This is a genomic window from Streptomyces flavotricini (assembly GCF_020639365.1).
Taxonomy (GTDB): domain Bacteria; phylum Actinomycetota; class Actinomycetes; order Streptomycetales; family Streptomycetaceae; genus Streptomyces; species Streptomyces flavotricini.
The window spans coordinates 2,454,229-2,469,542 of record NZ_JAINUL010000001.1 but is presented as its reverse complement, the minus strand read 5'-3'; the positions used below and the strand labels follow the sequence as shown (position 1 = coordinate 2,469,542).

At 74.8% G+C, this 15,314-nt stretch carries 10 protein-coding genes, 1 tRNA gene and 2 pseudogenes; 7 read left to right on the top strand and 6 right to left on the bottom strand.

Annotated features, from left to right (window positions below):
* Positions 1 to 699 (bottom strand): annotated as a pseudogene (locus K7B10_RS11135) (hypothetical protein); the annotation flags it as partial.
* A 705-nt stretch (positions 700 to 1,404) separates the two neighbouring features.
* On the opposite strand from K7B10_RS11135, the gene K7B10_RS11130 reads away from it, so the two are divergent.
* Together K7B10_RS11130 and K7B10_RS11125 are read left to right on the top strand one after the other, a co-directional pair.
* Positions 1,405 to 3,465, top strand: coding sequence for a phosphocholine-specific phospholipase C (locus K7B10_RS11130; RefSeq protein WP_229335952.1), 2,061 nt, complete (start codon positions 1,405 to 1,407; stop codon positions 3,463 to 3,465).
* Positions 3,466 to 3,642: 177 nt separating this feature from the next.
* Positions 3,643 to 4,398 carry an alpha/beta fold hydrolase gene (locus K7B10_RS11125; protein WP_229335951.1) on the top strand — a complete coding sequence of 252 codons (756 nt, stop codon included), beginning with the start codon at positions 3,643 to 3,645 and terminating at the stop codon, positions 4,396 to 4,398.
* Positions 4,399 to 4,459: 61 nt separating this feature from the next.
* Here the strand turns inward: K7B10_RS11125 and K7B10_RS11120 are convergent.
* A tRNA-His gene (locus K7B10_RS11120) sits at positions 4,460 to 4,532 on the bottom strand.
* A 177-nt stretch (positions 4,533 to 4,709) separates the two neighbouring features.
* On the bottom strand, positions 4,710 to 5,228 hold the full coding sequence (locus K7B10_RS11115) for a hypothetical protein (protein ID WP_229335950.1): 519 nt from the start codon (positions 5,226 to 5,228) through the stop codon (positions 4,710 to 4,712).
* A 198-nt stretch (positions 5,229 to 5,426) separates the two neighbouring features.
* On the opposite strand from K7B10_RS11115, the gene K7B10_RS11110 reads away from it, so the two are divergent.
* Positions 5,427 to 6,572: a M24 family metallopeptidase gene (locus K7B10_RS11110; RefSeq protein WP_229335949.1), complete on the top strand. Its 1,146-nt coding sequence runs from the start codon at positions 5,427 to 5,429 to the stop codon at positions 6,570 to 6,572.
* 269 nt (positions 6,573 to 6,841) lie between these two features.
* Here the strand turns inward: K7B10_RS11110 and treZ are convergent, their stop codons facing one another.
* Positions 6,842 to 8,596, bottom strand: a complete 1,755-nt coding sequence (gene treZ / locus K7B10_RS11105) for a malto-oligosyltrehalose trehalohydrolase (RefSeq protein WP_229335948.1) — start codon at positions 8,594 to 8,596, stop codon at positions 6,842 to 6,844.
* Between the two features lie 112 nt (positions 8,597 to 8,708).
* Between treZ and K7B10_RS11100 the strand changes: the two genes are divergently transcribed.
* Both K7B10_RS11100 and K7B10_RS11095 read left to right on the top strand, forming a co-directional pair.
* The gene (locus tag K7B10_RS11100) at positions 8,709 to 9,272 is read left to right on the top strand and encodes a DUF1707 and FHA domain-containing protein (RefSeq protein ID WP_229335947.1); all 564 of its coding nucleotides are present in this window, start codon (positions 8,709 to 8,711) and stop codon (positions 9,270 to 9,272) included.
* A 41-nt stretch (positions 9,273 to 9,313) separates the two neighbouring features.
* Positions 9,314 to 9,829, top strand: a complete 516-nt coding sequence (locus K7B10_RS11095) for a GNAT family N-acetyltransferase (protein WP_229335946.1) — start codon at positions 9,314 to 9,316, stop codon at positions 9,827 to 9,829.
* Here the strand turns inward: K7B10_RS11095 and K7B10_RS11090 are convergent.
* On the bottom strand, positions 9,819 to 11,216 hold the full coding sequence (locus K7B10_RS11090) for a M14 family zinc carboxypeptidase (RefSeq protein ID WP_229335945.1): 1,398 nt from the start codon (positions 11,214 to 11,216) through the stop codon (positions 9,819 to 9,821). The two genes, K7B10_RS11095 and K7B10_RS11090, sit on opposite strands and share 11 nt — an antisense overlap.
* 117 nt (positions 11,217 to 11,333) lie before the next feature.
* Entirely contained in the window at positions 11,334 to 13,595 is a 2,262-nt protein-coding gene (treY, locus tag K7B10_RS11085) for a malto-oligosyltrehalose synthase (protein ID WP_229335944.1), read from the bottom strand.
* A gap of 95 nt (positions 13,596 to 13,690) precedes the next feature.
* On the opposite strand from treY, the gene K7B10_RS11080 reads away from it, so the two are divergent.
* Both K7B10_RS11080 and K7B10_RS11075 read left to right on the top strand, forming a co-directional pair.
* A complete protein-coding gene (locus K7B10_RS11080; RefSeq protein ID WP_229335943.1) occupies positions 13,691 to 14,578 on the top strand; it encodes an RNA-guided endonuclease InsQ/TnpB family protein in 888 nt (295 codons plus the stop codon).
* A 42-nt stretch (positions 14,579 to 14,620) separates the two neighbouring features.
* Positions 14,621 to 15,314, top strand: a pseudogene (locus K7B10_RS11075) (MFS transporter); the annotation flags it as partial.

Here is a 15,314-nt window from a genome sequence, read left to right as displayed (position 1 = left end):
GGCGCCCGCGCCCGCCGGGCCGGCCGCGTCCGGGGTGCCGAGGTCCGTCGTGCGCCCCCCGGGGCCGGTCAGCGTCACCCGTACCCCGGTCGCGCCGGGCGGGCGGAGCCAGGAGGCCGTGATACGGGAGCGGCCGTCGGCCAGGCGCAGTCCCGTCGCCTCGGGGGCCACCAGCAGCGGGGCGCTGATCAGCGGGGTGCCGCCGTTGCCCGGGAGGGCCACGTACCGCACCTCGCGGCCGAGCGGGGCCCGGCCGTCCGTCAGCGGCCCGGAGCCGAGCGGCCCCGCAACCTCCGGGAGCGGCGTGGTGACCGGCTCGCGCCGGGTCAGCCGGACCACCCGCCAGGTCCCGTCCGGGTCGGCGCCGGGCGGTCTGCGCAGGGCCACCCCGCCCGGTACCGGTACGGCCTCCAGCGGTCCAGGGTCCCCCTCGGCCGGCCGGTGGGTGCGGACCAGGCCCCGCACCGCGCGCGGGCAGTCCCAGGCCAGCCGGGCCGCCCGCCCGTACGCCGCCGCTGCCTGCGCCCGGTCCTGCCGGTCCTCGTACGCGCGGGCCTCGTCCAGCAGGGCGTCCGCGGCCCGTACCCGCCCGGCCAGCTCGGCCAGCCGGCCCGCCAGCAGCGGGTCCCCGGCGGCCGCGGTCCGCGCGGCAGCGCGGCGGCGTCGCGGGCGGCGGCCCGCACCCGCCCGGCCAGCCACGCGTCCTCCAGCCCCTCGGCGGCAGCCCGCCCGGCCGCGTCGAGCCGGGGGCTCGCCGCGGCGGCGTGCGCCAGGGCCGCCGCCTCGTCGGGGTCGACCCCGAACCCGGCGGCCGTGTCGGCCAGATCCCCCCGGGGATGGTCGTGCAGCAGCCGCACCAGCTGGTAGAGGAGGATCCGCCGCAGTGCGGCCGGGTCCCGCTCCTGGACGCCGATCAGCCGGTCCAGTAAGGCGCCGGCCCCGTCCCCGGCGTGCCCGCGGGAGGCCGACAGCTCCCGCAGCTCCCGCAGCGCTTCGGCGCCCATGTGCCGGCGCCGCCCGGGACCGTCGACCGCGAAGATCCCGTCGAGCACCCGCAGCCGCCCCCCGGCCGGAACCAGTAACTCACCTAAGTGGCTTAAGCCCAGGGCCTGTTGCGCGGCGAGGAGTTCCCCGTACCGTGCCACCAGCGGAGCGGCCGGCAGGCCGGAAAGCGCGCGGGACCGCCCCAGGGCATGCCCGAACTCGGTCCCCGCCATCTGCTCCGCACCCCCCGTGCAGTGTGTTTGGGAGGTCATTTCAGCAGATGCGCGGAGCGTCCGGGAGGTCTTTCCGTTCTCCAGCTGTACCGCGCGGTGTCACGAACTGATCTCCGTCCGGTACCCCGGGGCCGCTCTCCTTGGGGCGCCCCTCGACATCCCCCTCACCCGCAGAGGTCGTCACCCCATGGCTGAACTCAATCGCCGCAGGTTCCTGCAGATCGCGGGCGGAACCGCCGCGGCCGCGATGCTGAACGAGAGCATCGCCCGCGCGGCCGCCATTCCGGCCCAGGGCGCCACCGGCACCATCCAGGACATCGAGCACATCGTGGTGCTCATGCAGGAGAACCGGTCCTTCGACCAGTACTTCGGATCGATGAAGGGCGTACGGGGCTTCGGCGACCCGCGCCCCGTCCTCCAGGACAACGGGAAGTCCGTCTTCTACCAGTCCAGCGGGACGAAGGACGTCCTCCCCTTCAACCCCCAGGTCACCAACCTGGGCATGCAGTTCGTCGAGGGCCTCAACCACGACTGGGCCGGCGGCCACGCCGCGTACAACAACGGCAAGTACGACAAGTGGGTTCCGGCCAAGACGGCCACGACCATGGCGTACATGACGCGGAACGACATCCCGTTCCACTACGCGCTCGCCGACGCCTTCACGGTCTGCGACGCCTACCACTGCTCGTTCATCGGCGCGACCGACCCGAACCGCTACTACATGTGGACGGGGCACACGGGCAACGACGGCACCGGAGGCGGCCCGGTCCTCGGCAACCAGGAGGCCGGCTACGGCTGGAAGACCTACCCGGAGCGCCTGGAGGCGGCCGGGGTCTCCTGGAAGATCTACCAGGACATCGGCGACGGTCTGAACGCGGCCGGCGGGTGGGGCTGGATCACCGACGCCTTCCGCGGGAACTACGGCGACAACTCGCTGCTGTACTTCAACAGCTACCGCAACGCGGCGCCGGGCAGCGCCCTGTACGAGAAGGCCCGTACGGGCACCAACGCCAAGGCGGGCGAGGGCTACTTCGACAGGCTCCGCGCCGACGTCGTGAACGGCACGCTGCCCCAGGTCTCCTGGATAGCCGCCCCCGAGGCCTTCAGCGAGCACCCGAACTGGCCGGCCAACTTCGGCGCCTGGTACATCTCGCAGGTCCTGGACGCGCTGACCGCCAACCCGGCGGTGTGGGCGAAGACGGCGTTCTTCATCACCTACGACGAGAACGACGGGTTCTTCGACCACGTCGTCCCGCCGTACCCGCCGGCCTCCGCCGCGTGGGGCCTGTCCACGGCCGACGTCACCCGGGACCTGTACGCCGGGGGCGGCGGCTACGCGGCCGGCCCGTACGGCCTCGGCCCGCGCGTCCCGATGATCGTTGTCTCCCCGTGGAGCAAGGGCGGCTACGTCTGCTCCGAGACCTTCGACCACACCTCGGTGATCCGGTTCATGGAGAAGCGCTTCGGTGTGCAGGAGCCCAACATCTCGCCGTGGCGCCGTGCGGTGTGCGGTGACCTGACCTCGGCGTTCGACTTCACGAAGGCCGACGCGACGCCGGCGGCCCTGCCCTCCACGGCCGGCTACGTCCCGCCGGACCACAACGCCCACCCCTCCTACCACCCGGTCCCGCCGACGACGGGCACCCTGCCCAAGCAGGAGGCGGGAGCGAAGCCGACGCGCGCGCTGGGCTACGCCCCCTACGCGGACGGCAAGGCCAGCCCCTCCACGGGGCAGTTCACGCTGACCTTCTCCTCCGGCCCCGCCCTCGGCGCGCACTTCCACAGCACCTCGGGCAACCGGACGGACGGCCCCTGGCCCTACACCGTCGAGGCGGGCAAGACGCTCTCGGACACCTGGAGCACCAGCAGCTCCACCGGTAACCAGATCAACCTGACGGTCTGGGGCCCGAACGGGTTCCTGCGCACCTGGAAGGGCCCGGCCAAGAAGACCGGCCCGGAGGTCACGGCCCGCCACGACGCGGCGACCGGCAACCTGAAGCTGACGCTGGCCAACTCCGGTTCGGCGGCGGTCGACCTCACGGTGACCAACGCCTACGGCGGCGCGACCCAGACCGTGCGGGTCGCGGCGGGCGGCACGGCCACGTACACGGCGGACCTGTCCACGACGGGCCGGTGGTACGACGTGAAGGTCACCTCCGGCGCGGACACCACCTTCCTCCGCCGCTTCGCGGGCCACGTGGAAACCGGCGCCCCGGGCATCTCGGACCCGGCGATCAAGACCGTCTGACATCACCCCCAGGGGTGACCGCCCCGGCTTGCGCGCCCGCCCGCGAAGTCAACACTTGCGTTGACTTCGCGGGCGTCGGATGCGTCACGCGCGGGGCAGCGGGCGGTGTGACGGCGGGGCGGTTGGGCAGAACGTACGGCGTCCGGCTCCGCCACCCCCGCCACCGAGGGAGAACGCATGGCCATCGCCCACCGCAGGACCGGTACCGGCCCCGTCCGCGTCATCGTGCTGCACGACTGGTTCGGCACCTCCGCCAACTGGGGCTCCGCACTGGACTGCTTGGACCCCGAGGGGTTCTCGTACGTGTTCCTCGACTACCGAGGCTACGGCGACCGCAGGGACGTCGCCGGCCGCTACTCCGTCCCCGAGATCGCCGAGGACGTCCTCGCGCTCGCCGACGAGATCGGCTGGGACACCTTCTCCCTCATGGGCCATTCCATGGGCGGCAAGGCCATGCAGCAGGTCCTGGTCCGGGCCCCCGAGCGGATCGAGAAGCTGATCGGGATCAACCCGGTCCCCGCCGGCCCGTACGAGATGGACGACGCGACCCACGCCCTCTTCCACGGCGCCGCGGGCAGCGCCGAGAACCGGCGGACCATCCTCGACCTCGTCACCGGCCACCGCGCGAGCCGCCACTGGCTGGACCGGATGATCGGGCACTCACTCGACGTCTCCCGCCCGGAGGCCTTCGCCGCCTACCTCGAGAGCTGGCAGCCGCTGGACCTGTCCGCCGCCGTGAAGGGCAGCACCGTTCCGGTGCTCGTCCTCGTCGGGGAGTACGACCTCGCCCTCACCCCCGACGTGATGCGGGCCACATGGCAGGTGGCGTACCCCAACTGCCGAGTCCACCCCTTGCCCGGCGCCGGGCACTACCCGCCGCACGAGACCCCGGTCGCCTTCGCCGCGGCGGTGGAGGCGTTCCTGCGGGGGTAGGCGGGAGCCGGACGCGAAAAACCCCCGGGGTACGAGGAGACCTCGTACCCCAGGGGATCAGGGTGAGTGACGGGACTTGAACCCGCGGCCACCTGGACCACAACCAGGTGCTCTACCAACTGAGCTACACCCACCACGAAGGGCGGAGGACCGCCCGTTCGATGTGCATGCACAGCATAGCTGATCAGGAGGGCGGTCCCGCCACGCGTTATCCGGCCGTGGCGTGTGCGGCGGCCGCCGCGGGCCCGGCGTCGCCGGTTCGGAGCCGATGACCTTTCCTGCACGTCCGGTGAGCGGAGCTGATCAGTGCGTCAGTGCTTCAGTGCGGCCTTGGTGGCCACGAGGACCAGCCCGAGGACGAGGTTGACGACCCCCTCGGTGGCCAGCTGGCCTCGGGTGGCACCGGCGCGGGCGGCACCGAGGCACGCCCAGACGACCTGCTGGGACACCGCCACGCCCATGGCGAGCCACGCCGTCGCCGCGTAGTCCAGCCCGAGGACGCCGCTGAGGGCGACGGCGGCCGCGGGCAGGGCGGCGGCCTCGACGATGGGCCACTCGTGCAGGGCGACGCGGCGGATCTCGTGCCGGCTCCACGGTTCGCCGACCAGCCGCTCCCCTGCCAGCTGGGCGTATACGTGCGTGGCCCAGAACACCAGCCCCGTGACGATCAGGAGAACCACGAGCTGGAGCCGTGGATACTCGCCGGACGTGCCGGCGGTGGCCACCACGGAGGTGGCGAGGAGGGAGCCGTAGACGGCCCCGGCGGAGTCGGTCCGGCGCACGCGCTGTGGCTTGCTGCGGCCTGCGGGCCGGCCACTGGGGATGCTCACCCCGCCACGATAGGGAGCCCGCACCCCGCCACCGCCCGGCCACGCCGAGGGCGCGCCCGACCGCGGTTTTCCGGCCCGTCCCGCAGCGGTGGCGGGCCGGCGCCGTGGACCCGCACCTCCTCGGTACCTTCGGCACCACGGCCCGGCTGCTCCCGGTAACCGCTCGCGCTCGCCCCGGGGCGGCGGGAGGATCGCACCATGGACTTCGAACGCGACCTCGACCCCGACCGCGAACCCGATCCCTTCACGCACGCCGACTACGCGGCCCGGATGGCCGCCGCCGCGCAGAGCGCCGCCGACGCGGGCCTCGCGGGACTGCTCATCGCCCCCGGGCCCGACCTCGCCCACCTCACCGGCTACCGTCCGGTCGACACCGAGCGGCTGACCCTGCTCGTGCTCGCCGCCGGGCAGGAGCCCGTACTGGTCGTGCCCGCCCTGGAGGCCCCCGACGCGGCCAAGGCCCCCGGGGCCCCCGCGCTGACCCTGCGCGACTGGGCCGACGGGAAGAACCCGTACGGGGTCACCGCGCCGCTCCTCGACGTCGGCGGCCGGTTCGGGGTCAGCGACAACACCTGGGCCCTGCACCTGCTGGGCCTGCAGCGGGAGCTGCCGGCCACCTCGTACGCCCCGCTCACCGACGTCCTGCCGATGCTCCGCGCGGTCAAGGACGAACGGGAGCTGGAGCGGCTCGCGGCGGCCGCCGCGGCCGCCGACGCCGCGTACGCGCGGATCCTGGAGGTCCGGTTCGCGGGCCGCCGGGAGACCGACATCGCCGCCGACCTGGCCGCCCTGCTGCGCGAACACGGCCATTCCCAGGTGGACTTCACGGTCGTCGGCTCCGGCCCCAACGGGGCCGACCCGCATCACGAGGCCGACGGGCGGACCATCGAGCGCGGCGACATGGTGGTCCTCGACTTCGGCGGGCTCAAGCACGGCTACGGCTCCGACATCTCGCGCACCGTGCACGTCGGCGAGCCGAGCGCCGAGGAGCAGCGCGTCCACGACATCGTCCGCGAGGCCCAGCGGGCCGCCTCCGCGGCCGTCCGCCCGGGCATCGCCTGCCAGGACGTGGACCGGGCGGCCCGCGCGGTGATCACCGAGTTCGGCTACGGCGACCGGTTCATCCACCGCACGGGCCACGGCATCGGCGTGACCACCCACGAGCCCCCGTACATGGTCGAGGGCGAGGAGCGGCACCTGGTCCCCGGGATGTGCTTCTCCGTGGAGCCGGGCATCTACCTGCCCGGCCGCTTCGGGGTGCGCATCGAGGACATCGTGACGGTCACCGAGGACGGCGGCCGCAGCCTCAACAACGCCCCGCGCGAGCTGGCCGTCGTGGAGTGAGCGCCTGGTCCGTCACGACTGCCCGGCGACGACGAGGCGGTAGCCGTAGGGAGGGGTCGACGGCCCTGACCTCGGCGTCCTGCGGCTCGTAGGACCCGGTCCCCGCACCGACGTTGACGACCGTGCGGGCACCGCCCGGCGCCTGCCGGATCAGGACCGCCAGCCGGGGATCGGGCCGCCGTACGTTCTTGCAGACGATCCCCATGCGGCGTAAACGGCCGCCGGCGCCGGCCCGTTGTGTTCTTCCCGTGTCTGCTCCATCAGGAAAGCTACGGCCCCAGCAGGACCGCCGACTCCGCGGGGACGTGTACGCGGCCGTCCGGTCCCGGGTGCTCGACCGGGTCCCAGGCCGCCAGGACCCGGACCCCGTTGCGGCCCAGGGCGATCGTCACCGGCTCGGGGGACAGGTTCACCGCCACCCGCACGTCGCCCCGCCGGAAGGTGACCCAGCGGCGCTCCTCGTCGTACGCCACGCGCACCGCCGCCAGGTCCGGATCGCGCAGGTCGGGGTGGGTGCGCCGGAGGGCGATCAGGGTCCGGTACCAGGCCAGCAGCCGGTCGTGCGGGGCACTGTCCGGCTCCGCCCAGTCCAGGCAGGACCGGTCACGGGTGGCCGGGTCCTGCGGGTCCGGGATCTCCTCGGCCTTCCAGCCGTGCGCCGCGAACTCCCGGCGCCGGCCGCTGCGTACGGCCTCGGCGAGCTCCGGATCCGGATGGTCGGTGAAGTACTGCCACGGCGTGCCCGCGGCCCACTCCTCGCCCATGAACAGCATCGGAACGAACGGCCCGGTCAGCGCCAGCGCCGCGCCGCAGGCCAGCAGCCCGGGGGAGAGCGAGGCCGCGAGCCGGTCGCCGAGGGCCCGGTTGCCGATCTGGTCGTGGGTCTGCGTGTAGCCGAGGAAGCGGTGCGCGGAGGTCCGGCGCCGGTCCACCGGGCGGCCGTGGCTGCGGCCCCGGAACGAGGACCAGGTCCCGTCGTGGAAGAACGCCCTGGTCATGGTCTTGGCCAGGGCGGCGAGCGGCGCGTCCGCGAAATCCGCGTAGTACGCCTGGGACTCGCCGGTCAGCGCACAGTGCAGGGCGTGGTGGAAGTCGTCGTTCCACTGTGCGTGCAGGCCCAGCCCCCCGGCCCCGCGCGGGGTCGTGGTGCGCGGATCGCACCGGTCGGACTCGGCGATCAGGAACAGCGGGCGGCCCGTCTCGGCGGCCAGCTCGTCCACGGCCGCCGACAGCTCCTCCAGGAAGGTCAGCGCCCGCCCGTCGGCGAGCGCGTGCACGGCGTCCAGCCGCAGCCCGTCGATCCGGTAGTCCCGCAGCCAGGCGAGGGCGCTGCCCAGCAGGTAGGCGCGCACCTCGTCGGAGCCCGCCGCGTCCAGGTTGACCGCCGCGCCCCACGGGGTGTGGTGGGTGTCCGTGAAGTACGGGCCGAAGGCCGGGAGGTGGTTGCCGGAGGGGCCCAGGTGGTTGTGGACCACGTCCAGCACCACCCCGAGCCCGGCCGTGTGGGCCGCGTCCACGAACCGGGCCAGCCCGGCCGGGCCGCCGTACGGCTCGTGCACCGCCCACGGCGCGACCCCGTCGTACCCCCAGCCGTGCCGGCCGGGGAAGGGGCAGACCGGCATCAGCTCCACGTGCGTGATCCCGAGCGCGGTGAGGTGGCCGAGGCGGGCGGCGGCCGCGTCGAAGGTGCCCTCGGGTGTGAAGGTGCCGATGTGCAGCTCGTACAGGACCGCGTCCTGGAGCCGGGTCCCGGGCGCCGGCGCCCGCGGGGTGAGCGGCTCGAGATCCACCACCGCCGAGAGGCCGTCGGGCCCGTCCGGCAGCCGCCGCCCGCGCGGGTCCGGCCGTACCGGCTCCTCCCCGGGCGCCACGCCCAGCAGGAATCCGTACCGGTCCCCGTCGGCGGCCCCGGCCTCGGCGGTCCACCACCCGGCCCGGTCCGGATCGCGTGCCATTTCGTACGTCGCCTCGCGGAGCCGCAGCGCGACCCGGTCTGTCAGCGGTGCCCACACCTCGAACTGCACGGACGGTTCCCCTCGTCTGTGGCGGTACCCGGAACGTGTGCCGGGACCATCATGGCGCGGACGGCCGGAGGAGTTCTGGACACTCCGGCCCTGACGGGCCGACAATCACCCTGTGACGTCGAGTTTCGAGTTCCCCGCCTTCCCGGTACCGCGCCTGTCCGACGCGGAGCGCGACCGGGCGCTGGAGCAGCTCCGCGAGGGTGCGGCCCTCGGGAAGCTGTCCCACGACACGTTCCTGCGCCGTATGGAACTCGCCCTCGTCGCCCGCCGTTCCGAGGACCTCGCGGTCCTCACCGCCGACCTCGTCGGTCGAGGGGGCGGCGAAGGCCCGTGGACCCGTCGCGTCTTCGCCTGGGTGGGCCGGGCCTCGGCCGTGTCCGCCGGGGTCCGGCGGGCCTGGAACGCCGAGCGGCTGCCCAAGCTGCTGCTCCCGCACCCGAGCGCGCGGGCCCTGAGGATCGGCCGCGATCCCGGGAACGGGCTGCGGCTCACCGACGAGACGGTCTCCCGGGTGCACGCCGAGCTCGGGATCCGCGACGGGGTGTGGGTGCTCACGGACCTCGGCTCCTCCAACGGCACCACGGTCAACGGCCGCCGCGTGACCGGCTCGGTGGCGGTCCGCGACGGGGACCAGATCGGTTTCGGACGGATGAACTTCCGGCTCTCGTCCAGCTAGCGGGTGTCCGGCGGTTCGGGCCGGGACCGAAGATGGTGCCCATGGAAGCCGAAGAACCCAAAGAACACCGGCCCGTCGTGCGCCCCGCGCGCCCCGAGGACCTGCCCCGCCTCGTCGAGCTCGTCCACGAGCACGTCGCGTACGAGAAGTCCGCGCCCCGGTCCCCGGACCTCGCAGGCCGGCTCGGGCCGCAGCTGTTCGCGGACGGCTCCCGGCTGTGGGTGCTGCTGGCCGAGACCCCGGACGGATCGGTCGCCGGATACGCCGCCTGCTCCGCCGAGTTCGCCTTCTGGGACGCCCGCCACTACCTCCACATGGACTGCCTCTACCTCGCCGAGGAGGCCCGCGGACACGGCCTCGGCGCCGCCCTGATGGAGGGGGTGGCGGACCTCGCCCGCGGGCTCGGCCTCGACCAGGTCCAGTGGCAGACCCCGGAGTGGAACGAGGGCGCGATCCGCTTCTACGACCGGCTCGGGGCCACCGGCGCGCCCAAGCGCCGCTACACCCTGCCCGTGCCGCCGCGGCCCGGGAGGGCCGCGGCGGGCGCTACGCATTGACCGTCCCGCCGGGTTCGGCCGGCCGGCCGGGTCCGCCGGCCCCGTCGAGCCCCTCCGCGAGGAGGCGCTCGTACGCCGCCAGGACCGTACGGGTCTGGTGCTCGACCTGCGCGGCCACCGGGATCGGGCGCGCCCGGAACCGGGAGGCGAACTCCTCGCACCAGCCGGTGACGAGCCGGTCCAGTCCCGGGGCAGCCGGGTGTCCCTGGGCGCGGAGCACCCGCAGCAGCATCGCGGCGGCGCGCAGCGACAGCCGCCGCCCGAAGGCGTCGATGCTGCCGATGGAGGCCGCCGTGGCCTCGGAGGGGGCCCCGGCGCCGGTCCACTCCACGGTGATCCGGGGGATCAGGGCGAGCGTCCAGTCGACGGCGCGCAGCAGGGCGGCCGCATCGGCGGCCGCATCGCCGTCCGCGCCGGGGGGCGGGTGCCCGCCGACACCCGGCGCTGGACCCGCCGCGGGGTCCGCGCCCGGCTCCGGCGCCACCGCCACCCGGTCCCGTACGCGGGCCACCAGCGCGGCGTCGGCGGTGAGCCGCGCCGCCAGGACCCGCAGGGCGCCGCGCGGGTCCGGGTGCGGGGCCGGGTCGTCCACCAGGTCCGAGGCCCACATGGGGACTTCGACGATGGCCGTGGTGCCGGCGTACCGGTGGGCGTGGTACCAGGTGCTGAGCCGGGTGTCCTCCGGGTGGAACGCCCCGCCCGGGTCGGCCCCCGGCTGCGGCATCACGAAGATCCCGGGCCCGGGGGAGGGCCAGCCGGCCGCGTCCGAGGCCCCGGTCTCCACCGGGATCCGCAGCTCGGCGGCCGATTTGGCGAACGGTTCGGCCAGGCCCGGTATGTCCCGGGTGAGCTGGACCCAGGAGCCGCCGAGGTCGGTCCCGTGCAGGGAGACCTGCAGGACGGGGCGGAGTTCGTCGATGAGCGCGGTCAGGGCCCGGGTCTCGGGCGGCAGCCGGTCCGGGGGCAGTAAAGACGGAGCCCACTCGGGCTGTTCCGGGCCGGGGGGACGGAAGAAGTTCCGGTGGTAGTCGAGCAGGGAGCGGGGGCGGGGCGTGCGGTGCAGGGCCGCCCCGTCGGGATCGGCGCAGAGCAGGAAGTGCCAGCCGCGGCCGGCGCGGAACACCGGGTCGTGGAGGACGCGCCGGGCGAGGGCGAGCGCCGTGGCCCCGCCGACGGGCTCGTTGGCGTGGGCCCCGGCGACGACGAGCACGCCCGCGCCCCGCGGGCGGCCGCTCGGCCCGACGGAGAGCAGCCACAGGGGCCGGCCGGCCCGGGAGGTGCCGGCCTGGCGGAGCCGGACCGGGCCGGGGTGCGCGTCGGCCAGCGCGCGGGCGGCCAGGGCGAGTTCGGATGGTGTGGGGTAGCGGATGTCACGGAGGAGGGTCACGTCTCATGCAATGCCCGCCGCGCACGTCCCCTACTGCTCCGCGCGCCCCACACTTCCCGGAAACCCCTGGCCAACGCCTTGCCGTGGCCGTCTCCCGCGTGATCCGGCGGACCCGCCTCAGCCGCCCCCGTCCTCGCGCAGCAGGAGGGCGACCGGCCGTGCCGAGAGCAGCTCCGCGAGCCGGACCCGGCCCTCGTACGCCTGCGGGGTCCCCCGGTCCAGCAGCGCCGTCCACCGCCCCGGCGGCAGGGGCAGGACGGTGTCCCGCCAGCCCCCGGCTCCGGCGAGCCGGTGCGAGAGCCGGGTGGCCGCCGCGACGAGCCCGGCCGGGCGGGCGAAGGCCAGGCAGTGCTCCGCCGCCCGGCCCCGGGCCGGCAGCGGGGCGTACCCGGTGAACAGCCCGGGCCGGTCCCGCCGCAGCCGCAGCAGCGCGGCCGTCAGCGCCAGCTTCTCCTCCGCCTGACCCCGCGGCGGCGCCCCCGCGTCGAGCCGGGCCAGGGCCTCGTGCGGGAACAGGACCGGGCGCCGGTTGTCCGGGTCCACCAGGGCCCGGTACTCCGTCTCGGCGCCCTGGTAGACCTCCGGGACCCCGGGCATCGCCAGGTGCAGCAGCGCCATGCCGAGCAGGTTCGCCCGGGCCGCCTCGGCCAGAGCTGCGGGCAGCTCCGGGTCGTCCGGCGCGTGGTCCGCGACGGTGGCCTCGTACGCCGGGTCCTGGTCGGTCCAGCTCGTGTGCAGGGCGGCCTCGCGGACGGCCTTCAGGAGTGCTTCCCGCAGGCGCTCGGCGCGCTCGGGGACCTCCCCGAGGCCGAGCGAGGTCTGGCGGGCCACCCAGGCCAGCTGGGGATCGGGCCCGGCTGGCCGGCCCATCGCCTCGGGAGCCTGGGAGAGGGCGGAGATCCGGGCCCGGACGTCCGCGCTGCGCTTGGTGTCGTGCGTGGACAGCACCGTCCCGGAGCCGGGCCAGTCCCGGTCGAGCTCGGCGCAGTACGCGTGGAACTCGGCGGGCGGGAGCGCCGGCCGCCCCGGATCCCCGCCGACCTCCGTGGCCGACAGCAGCGGGGCGTGGCGGTAGAAGGCGCGGTCCTCCAGCGACTTGGCCCGCAGCGCCGCCGAGGTCTGGGCGAAGCGGGCCGCGAAGGCCGGATCGCCCAGTACGAGGTCCCGTACGCCGGCCACCGCGCCGGGACCGGCCGGCGCGGCGGCCGCCGCCAGGGCCCGCCGGTCGAGGTCCGGCTGACCGGGGTACGGCCGGTAGACCGGATACGCGATCAGCAACTCACGTACACCTGCCGCCAGTTCCGGCCCGGCCATCCGCTCCAGCGCCGCCAGCTCGGCCGCCAGGTCGCCGGTCAGGACCTCCCGCGCGCAGGCCCGGGCCGTCTGCTCCCAGTCCGGGCTCCCGGTGGACTCCGCGTACCGGCGGGCCAGTTCCGCGGCGCCGTCCGGGTCGGTGAACACCCCGTCCACGCGGTGCAGGGCGTCGTACCCGGTGGTGCCCGCCACCGGCCAGCCGGGAGGCAGCCGTTCGTGGCGGGCCAGGATCTTCTCCACCACCACCCAGCAGCCCCCGCCCACGGCCGCGCGCAGCCTCCGCAGGTAACCCTCCGGGTCCGCCAGCCCGTCCACGTGGTCGATCCGCAGTCCCTCGGCCACCCCGTCGCGCACCAGCTCCAGCACCTTCGCGTGCGTGGCCGCGAACACCTCCGGGTCCTCCACCCGGACCCCGATGAGTTCCGAAATGGTGAAGAAGCGCCGGTAGTTGAGCTGGGTCCGGGCCGCCCGCCACCAGGCGGGCCGGTACCACTGCGCGGCCAGCAGCTCGGCCGGAGCCAGCTCCGCGGTCCCCTCCCGCAGCGGGAACTCCAGCTCCCCGTGGCGCAGCACGCCGCGGTCCCGGTCGATCGTGAACGCGTCCGGCTCGGGCGGCCCCGGGAGCACCGGCAGCAGCACCTGGCCGCCGCCCGCCTCCCAGTCGATGTCGAACCACCGCGCGTACGGGGAGCCGGGCCCCTCCCGCAGCACCTCCCACAGGGGCCCGTTCAGCCGCAGCGGGGACGGCACCGCCATGTGGTTCGGGACGATGTCCAGCACCAGGCCGAGTCCGTGTCCCCGGGCGGCCGCGGCCAGAGCCCGCAGCCCGGGCTCGCCGCCGAGCTCGGCCCGGACCCGGGTGTGGTCGGTGACGTCGTATCCGTGCGCCGAGCCGGGGACCGCCTCCAGCACCGGTGAGAGGTGCAGGTGGGACACCCCGAGGGAGGCGAGGTACGGCAGGGCCGCCTCGGCCGCGGCGAAGGGGAACTCCGGTCGCAGTTGGAGGCGGTAGGTCGACGTCGGAACGGACGGGGAGAGCTCGGTGCGCGGGTACGGCTGGCTCACTTCTACCTCCTTGCGCGGCAACCCGTGGTGCTGTGGCCTGTGCTTGTGTGCGCGTCCTGACCCGCCCTGGCGTCCCCCCCGTGGGGACGGTTTCCGTGAAGCGGGCGTTCGAATCCCGTTTCCATCCGACCAGTGCGCGGGCGGCGCAGCCGTTGCGGACGTTCGGGTGTGTGCGCAAGGTCCACGACCTTGCGCTCGCTGCCCGTGCCGAGGCGTCCTCCGTACCGCTGCAGCAGGCGTGGCGGCATGTTCAGAGCGCGTTCGTGGCGTTCTGGAGGAAGCGGGTGCAGTACCCGCGGTTCACGTCGAAGCGGAGGTCCCGCGCCTCGGCCGAGTACGGCCGCAGCGCCTTCCGCTGCTCCGCCGTCCGGCTCACCCTGGCGAAGACGGCGCAACCACGGGACACCGTCTGGTCCCGCCCGCTCCCACAGGGCGTGGAACCCCCCACGGTCCTGGCGACCGTCTCCACCGGCGAGAAGGTGGGGAATCCGCGGTACGAGCGCCGGGACCGGGAACGACCGGCCCGCGCGCAGCGCGCGCTGGGCCGGAAGGAGAAGGGCAGCCGCAACCGGGCCGAGGCCCGCACGCGAGCGGCCGGGATCCACGCCCGGATCGTGGCGGCGCGGTACGGCCGTGAACTGATCACCGTCGACCGGTGGTTCCCCGGTACGCGCCTGTGGTCCGCCTGCGGTGCGCTCGCCGGGGCGATGCCCTCCGGCGTCCGTGAGTGGACGTGCGAAGCCTGCGGGGCGGTCCACGACCGCGAGGGCAACGCTGCTGTAAACCTTCTGACCGCCGGGCGGGCGGCCGCTGCCTGTGGAGCGGATGTGAGACCCCATCGGGAGTCCTTCTCTCGTTCGGGGCGGTCCGTGGTGAAGCGGGAACACCCACCCGCGAGGGTGGGAATCCCCTCCTTGCGGGGAGGCGAGAAGCCAAGAGAACGTACGTACCCACCTTTGGCCTTCCCGGATTCCGTGTCATGACCCAATGCGCCCGATCGGATGCATCGAGTTAGCGTTGATCAAGTGGCCGGAACCGTCAACACCTATCGAAGAGTCATCGCCCTGACCGGGCCCCTCCTCCCACTCCTCTCCTTCCTCGCGCGACTGCCCGTCGCGATGTCCCAGTTCGGGAGCGTGCTGCTGGTCGCCGAGACCACCGGCTCGCTCGCCACCGCCGGCATCGTCGGCGGCACCCTCTCCGCCGGGCAGGTGGTCTTCGGGGCCGTCCTGGGCCGGGTCGCCGACCGGTACGGGCAGCGGCCCGTGGTGCTGGCCGCCGCCGCCGTCAACGCGGTCGCCACGGGCGCCCTGGTCGCGGGGGCCCTCGGTGGCCTCGCGACCGTCCCGCTCGCCGCGGTCGGCGCCGTCACCGGGGCCTCCGTACCACTGATCGGACCGCTCGCCCGGACCCGCTCCGTGGCCCTCGCCCACCGGGCCGGGGCCGGTGAGGGGGTGGTGGGAGCCGTCCACTCGCTCGAAGGCACCCTGGACGAGGTCTCCTTCGTCTTCGGACCGGCCCTCGTCGGACTCGCCGCGCTCGTCGCGCACCCCGCGATCGCCCTCGGCGGGGCCGCCGCCCTCGTCGCCGTCTTCGGCACCGCCTTCGCCCTGCACCCGACCGCCGCCGTCACGGCCGGGGCGGGCCCGAAGGCCGGCCGGGATGTCGCGGCCGGAGCCGGAGCCGGAGCCGGAGCCGCAGCCGCGGCCGCGGCCGGGG

What these genes read in the sequence shown, in the direction of transcription:
- K7B10_RS11130 (WP_229335952.1), top strand. Translation starts at nt 1,405, where the DNA reads ATGGCTGAACTCAATCGCCGCAGGTTCCTGCAGATCGCGGGCGGAACC.
- K7B10_RS11125 (WP_229335951.1), top strand. Translation starts at nt 3,643, where the DNA reads ATGGCCATCGCCCACCGCAGGACCGGTACCGGCCCCGTCCGCGTCATC.
- K7B10_RS11110 (WP_229335949.1), top strand. Translation starts at nt 5,427, where the DNA reads ATGGACTTCGAACGCGACCTCGACCCCGACCGCGAACCCGATCCCTTC.
- K7B10_RS11095 (WP_229335946.1), top strand. Translation starts at nt 9,314, where the DNA reads ATGGAAGCCGAAGAACCCAAAGAACACCGGCCCGTCGTGCGCCCCGCG.